Origin of the sequence: Acidocella sp., assembly GCF_052326845.1 — a bacterium.
In the GTDB taxonomy this organism is placed as follows: domain Bacteria; phylum Pseudomonadota; class Alphaproteobacteria; order Acetobacterales; family Acetobacteraceae; genus Acidocella.
In genome coordinates this window covers 1-5777 of sequence record NZ_JBKQJR010000053.1, presented here as the reverse complement: position 1 = coordinate 5777, position 5777 = coordinate 1, and the positions used below count along the sequence as shown (strand labels likewise).

The 5777-nt window shown below is 65.8% G+C and carries 6 protein-coding genes and 1 tRNA gene; all 7 read right to left on the bottom strand.

The window, feature by feature from the left end; genetic code table 11:
• Positions 1 to 336 precede the first annotated feature (336 nt).
• On the bottom strand, positions 337 to 1590 hold the full coding sequence (dmeF, locus tag ACLPJJ_RS03515) for a CDF family Co(II)/Ni(II) efflux transporter DmeF (protein ID WP_443589509.1): 1254 nt from the start codon (positions 1588 to 1590) through the stop codon (positions 337 to 339).
• A gap of 7 nt (positions 1591 to 1597) precedes the next feature.
• On the bottom strand, positions 1598 to 1876 hold the full coding sequence (locus ACLPJJ_RS03510) for a metal/formaldehyde-sensitive transcriptional repressor (RefSeq protein WP_443589507.1): 279 nt from the start codon (positions 1874 to 1876) through the stop codon (positions 1598 to 1600).
• A gap of 343 nt (positions 1877 to 2219) precedes the next feature.
• Positions 2220 to 2296: transfer RNA gene (locus ACLPJJ_RS03505), tRNA-Arg, on the bottom strand.
• 54 nt (positions 2297 to 2350) lie between these two features.
• A complete protein-coding gene (leuB, locus tag ACLPJJ_RS03500; protein ID WP_443589506.1) occupies positions 2351 to 3457 on the bottom strand; it encodes a 3-isopropylmalate dehydrogenase in 1107 nt (368 codons plus the stop codon).
• Between the two features lie 3 nt (positions 3458 to 3460).
• The gene (gene leuD / locus ACLPJJ_RS03495) at positions 3461 to 4075 is read right to left on the bottom strand and encodes a 3-isopropylmalate dehydratase small subunit (RefSeq protein ID WP_443589504.1); all 615 of its coding nucleotides are present in this window, start codon (positions 4073 to 4075) and stop codon (positions 3461 to 3463) included.
• Complete coding sequence (leuC, locus tag ACLPJJ_RS03490; RefSeq protein ID WP_443589503.1) at positions 4075 to 5478, bottom strand: 3-isopropylmalate dehydratase large subunit; 1404 nt, start codon at positions 5476 to 5478, stop codon at positions 4075 to 4077. Before leuC ends, leuD begins: the two co-directional genes overlap by 1 nt.
• Before the next feature lie 180 nt (positions 5479 to 5658).
• Positions 5659 to 5777 (bottom strand): 50S ribosomal protein L19 (locus ACLPJJ_RS03485; protein ID WP_443589511.1); only part of this gene is annotated, 119 nt, incomplete at its 5' end.

The window sequence follows — 5777 nt, the reverse complement described above, 5'->3', positions numbered from 1 at the left end:
GACACCATCATCACGGCGGCCGCCATCTGGTGGTTCTGGCGCTGGTGCCATCGAAAGAGTGCGATGACTACCTAAGCGCCAGGTCGGTCGAATGAGACAGGCTGGGTGAGCGGATCATACGGGAAGCGGGGAGGCGCAGGTGCGTCTCCTCCGTGCCCGTGTTTTTTTGTCTGCTGCCGCCCGTTCGCGCGCATTCGCGCCGCCCATCCGGTCCGGAACCTCGCGCCTCTGGTGCCGGCTGCTAACCGTCATCAAGGTCATCCTCACCGCCGCCGGCGTCTGGGCCTTGTGGGCGTGGCTCTCGGGCGGCCCATAGCCCGTCGGGAATGATCTGGGTCAGACGTTCCCGGCCTGCGGCGGCTCGTGGACCTCGATCGTCAGGTGCGAGAGGGATTTGAAACGCGCCAGCCGGTTCCTGTAATAGGTAACGGTCCGCGCGTGGCGGGTCGTGATCGAGAGGATCGCGCCGAGATGGCCTGGGCCGAGCCGCCAGAGATGCAGATCGGCAAGTTCGTCGCCGTCGTGCTCGACCGCCTCGCGCAGCTTCTGCTCCATGGCCCTGTCCGGGGTCATGTCGAGCAGGATGCTGCCCGTGTCGCGGATCAGGCCCAGCGCCCAACTCGCGATGACTAGGGCGCCCACGATGCCGACCAGCGGGTCCATCCACAGCCAGCCGAAAGCCCGGGCCAGCAGCAGCCCCCCGATGACCAGGACCGACACGGCGGCGTCCGCAGCAACATGCACCACGGCGGCCCGCATGTTGTTGTCGCGCCCGGCGGCTCCGGTCGCGTGTTCGTGCTCCTCGAACGCCACCGGATAGGTCTGCCCGAAGATCGTGACATTGGCCATGAAGGCGTGCGGTTCGGGAATTTCGTCGAGGGATTCCAGATACCCGTTGCGCACCGCGAAGAGGAAGGTCTGGCGCCCGCCGTCGGGACGCACGGTCTCGATCACGGCAGCGCTGGCTGGAAGCTCATGCCTGGCATTGGCGTATAAGCGGAAATGCGGCGGGACACCGTCCTCGAAAACTTCGAGCCGAATCTCTCCAGAGTTCGTCTGGATGATGTGCTCCTCATCATGATCGTGGTGGCCGTGATCGTGACCATGTCCATGGCTGTGCCCATGCTCGTGTCCGCCGCCGGCGAGCAGCAGGGCACTGGCGATGTTCACCCCGAGCCCCAGACAGGCGATGGGAATGGCCTCGGCGAAGTGGATGGGCACCGGCGACAGGAAGCGGCTCACCGCCTCGAAGCCGATCAGCAGGGCGATCATGGCCAGGATGATGGCGCTGGTGAAGCCCGCGAGGTCGCCGAGCTTGCCGGTGCCGAAGGAGAAGCGCGGATCATCCGCGTGCCGGCGGGCGTAACGGTAGGCCAGAGCCGCCAGGAGCAGGGCACCGGCATGGGTGCTCATGTGCAGCCCGTCGGCGATGAGGGCGATGGAGCCGAACAGCCAACCGCCGATGATCTCCGCGGCCATCATCGCGCCGCAGAGCCAGATCACCGCCCAGGTGCGGCGCTCGCTGCGTGCGTGGTCCGCGCCAAGGAAGACATGGCTGTGGCCGGCAGCCGGGGAGGATTGGTTCAGCATGAATCCCTCACTTCAAATAGGTGCGGACGACTTCAAGCAGTTGCTCGGCGGCGCTCTCGTTCAGCGCGCCGGGATGCTTCTCGTCATCGACGAGGTGGGTAAGGACGTGGTCCTCGACGATCTCGGCCATGAGGCCTGCGGTAGCGCCGCGCATCCCGGCGAGCAGATGCATCACCTTGTCGCAACCGGCTTCGCCTTCCAGCGCGCGCTCGATTGCCTCAACCTGGCCGCGGATGCGGCGCACGCGCGCCAGCAGGCGCTGCTTGTCACGGACGGTGTGGGTCATGTGAGGCGTATAGCATACCCCCCTACCCTATGGAAGAGGGCGAATGGCGCGTTCCAGCCATTCACCCAGGCTGCACGCATGAAATGGAGCCGCACGGGACATTCCCCATCCAGCGTGCCGGGTCGGGATCATGTTAGCCGGTTCCTATTGTCGCCGTGCGGCCGCCGTCTCTGTCCGCGGGGCGGAAGCGGCGGGGGGCGGGCTGAACCGCGCACGCGCACGCGTCCCACCGGGAGACCGGCGGCGAAATGAGGCCGACGGGGGAATGTGGTGGGCAGCGGCGGCGACACCGCGCGGCGGGCTCACGGCCCGGTCAAAAAACTCTTAATTTTCAAGGGGAAAATGGCGCGCCCGAAGAGATTCGAACTCCTGACCCTCAGATTCGTAGTCTGATGCTCTATCCAGCTGAGCTACGGGCGCGTCGTGGGCGGGATGTAACCGAACCTTCTTGATCAGGCAACCCCGCCCGGTAAATTAAATGGCTTCCAGCTCCGCGATCAGCGCATCCCCCATCTCCGTGGTGGAGATGACGGGGCGGCCCGGCACGGCAATGTCCGGCGTGCGGCCGGCCTTGGCCAGAACGCGTTCCACCGCGGCCTCGATGGCGGCGGCGCTGTCCTCCATGTCAAAGGAGTAGCGCAGCAGCAGCGCGAGGCTCAGGATCTGCGCCAGCGGGTTGGCCACACCCTTGCCCGCGATGTCCGGGGCGGAGCCATGGATCGGCTCGTAGAAGCCCGGACGGCGGCCGGAGGCGTCCTTGGCGCCCAGCGTGGCGGAGGGCAGGAGCCCCAGCGAGCCCGTGAGCATGGCGGCGAGATCGGAGAGAATGTCGCCGAACAGATTGCCGGTGACGATCACGTCGAACTGTTTCGGGTTCTTCGCCAGCTGCATGGCGCAGTTATCGGCGTACATGTGGCTCAGCTGCACATCCGGGTATTCCTCGGCCTGCAGCTTCGTCATCACCTGCCGCCAGAGCAGCCCGGCTTCCATCACGTTCGCCTTCTCAACGCTGCACACGCGGCCCTGGCGCTTGCGCGCGAGGTCAAAGGCCACGCGGCCCACGCGCAGGATCTCCGGCGTGGTGTATACCTCGGTGTTGATGCCACGCTGGGTGCCGTCCGGCAGGGTCTCGATGCCGCGCGGCTCACCGAAATAGATGCCGCCGATGCACTCGCGCACGATCATGATATCCAGCCCGCGCACCAGCTCCGGCTTCAGCGAGGAGGCCTCGGCCAGCGCGTCGAACACCTTGGCCGGGCGCAGGTTGGCGAACACCTGAAGCTCCTGGCGCAGGCGCAGCAGCCCGGCCTCGGGGCGGATCTCGTAGGGCACCTTGTCCCACTTGGGCCCGCCGACGGAGCCGAACAGCACGGCGTCCACCTCCTTCGCCTTGGCCACGGTGGCATCCGTCACCGGCACGCCATTGGCGTCGATGGAGGCGCCGCCGACCAGATCCTCGGTGATGGTGAAGTTGGCGCGGCCGGAGCTTTGCAGCCAGTTCAGCACGCGCTTGGCCTGGGCCATCACCTCGGGGCCGATGCCGTCACCGGGCAGCAGCAGCAGGGTCTTGTTAGCAGTCATATATCAGGCTCCGTGAATCTTGGGCTGCCAGGCGGGGGTTTTCGCCTCATAGGCGTCGATGGCGGCGGTGTGCTTCAGCGTCAGGCCGATATCGTCCAGCCCGTTCAGCAGGCAGTGCTTGCGGAACGGATCGACGTTGAAGGCGATCTCCTCGCCATTGGGCCGCACCACGACCTGGCGCTCCAGGTCCACGGTGAGACGCGCATTGGTGCCGAGTGCTGCATCGTCCATCAGCGTCTCGCAAACCTCTTCCGGCAGCGTGATCGGCAGGATGCCGTTCTTGAAGCAGTTGTTGAAGAAGATGTCGGCGAAGCTGGGCGCGATGACGCAGCGAATGCCGAAATCCAGCAGCGCCCAGGGAGCGTGCTCGCGCGAGGAGCCGCAGCCGAAATTATCGCCTGCGACCAGGATATGCGCGTGGCGGTATTTCTCCTGGTTCAGCACGAAATCCGGCTTCTCGCTGCCATCGTCGTTGTAACGCATATCGGCGAACAGGCTCTTGCCGAGCCCGGTGCGCTTGATGGTCTTGAGGAACCGCGCGGGGATGATCTTGTCCGTATCCACATTCGCCACATTCAGCGGTGCCGCAACGGCGGTGAGGGCGGTGAACTTATCCATCAGACCAGCTCCCTTACATCGGTCAGCGCGCCGGTCACGGCGGCGGCGGCGGCCATGGCAGGGGAGAGCAGGTGGGTACGCCCGCCCGGCCCCTGGCGGCCCTCGAAATTGCGGTTGGAGGTGGAGGCGCAGCGCTGGCCCGGCGTCAGCTTATCCGGGTTCATGCCGAGGCACATCGAGCATCCGGCCTCGCGCCACTCGAACCCGGCATCGATAAAGATCTTCGCCAAGCCTTCATCCTCGGCCTGCTTCTTCACCAGGCCGGAGCCGGGCACCACCAGCACGCGCACGTTTGGGGCCACATGCTTGCCCTTGGCCACGGCGGCGGCTTCGCGCAGATCCTCAATCCGCGAATTGGTGCAGGAGCCGATGAATACCACGTCCACTTTGGTGCCCGCGATCTTCTGGCCCGGCTGCAAATCCATGTAGCTCAGCATTCGCTCCATCTGGGCGCGCTTGGCCTCGTCCGGCTCATCCGCCGGGTTGGGCATATTGCCGGTGATGGGGATCACCGCTTCCGGGTTCGTGCCCCAAGTGACTTGAGGCTCAATTTCAGCGGCATCCAGCACCACGACCTTGTCGTAACGCGCGCCCTCGTCGCTGGGCAGGGTCTTCCAATACGCGACCGCGGCGTCAAAATCCGCGCCCTTCGGCGCGAAGGGGCGGCCCTTGATGTATTCGAAGGTCGTCTCATCCGGCGCGATCAACCCGGCGCGCGCACCAGCCTCGATGGCCATGTTACACACGGTCAGGCGCCCGGCCATGTCCAGGTCGCGGATCGCCTCACCGGCGAACTCGATGACATGCCCGGTGCCACCGGCGGTGCCGATCTTGCCGATGATGGCGAGCACAATGTCCTTGCCGGTCACGCCGGGGGGCAGCTTGCCGTCCACGCGCACCAGCATGTTCTTGGCGGGCTTTTGCAGCAGGGTCTGGGTGGCCAGCACATGCTCGACCTCGGACGTGCCGATGCCAAACGCCAGCGCGCCCATGGCGCCGTGCGTGGAGGTGTGGCTGTCGCCGCAGACGATGGTCATGCCCGGCAGGGAGATGCCCTGTTCCGGCCCGACCACATGCACGATGCCCTGGCGCGTGTCGGACATCGGGAAGTAAGTCACCCCGAACTCCGCCACGTTACGCTCCAGCGTCTCGATCTGCAGCTTGCTCTCGGGCTCGTTTATGCCCTTCAGGCGGTCCGCATCGGTCGGCACGTTGTGGTCCGCCACCGCAATGGTGTTCTCCACCCGGCGCACCTTGCGGCCCGCCATGCGCAGTCCCTCGAAGGCCTGCGGGCTGGTCACCTCATGCACGAGATGCCGGTCGATGTAGAGCACGCACGTGCCGTCCTCCAACCGGTCCACCACATGCGCATCCCAAATTTTGTCGAACAAAGTACGCGGCATCGAAACGTGACCTCCTGCGTGAAACTGGAACCATCGGGGCGCCGCCCTTCTGGCATCCTCCCGGGCTAAAAAAAAGGGGGCCTTGAAGCCCCCATTTCGTAACCCAGTATGCGGGTTCCAAGAGCCTCCCGGCTCATGGCTGGGGGGCTTTGGGGGGAGAGCCTCCCCCCTGGTCTCGTCTTACTCGGCAGCGGCGGCGGGAGCTTCCACCTCGCGCGCCTTCTCGGCGATGCGGGCGGACTTACCGCGGCGGCCGCGCAGGTAGTACAGCTTGGCGCGGCGCACATCGCCACGGCGCA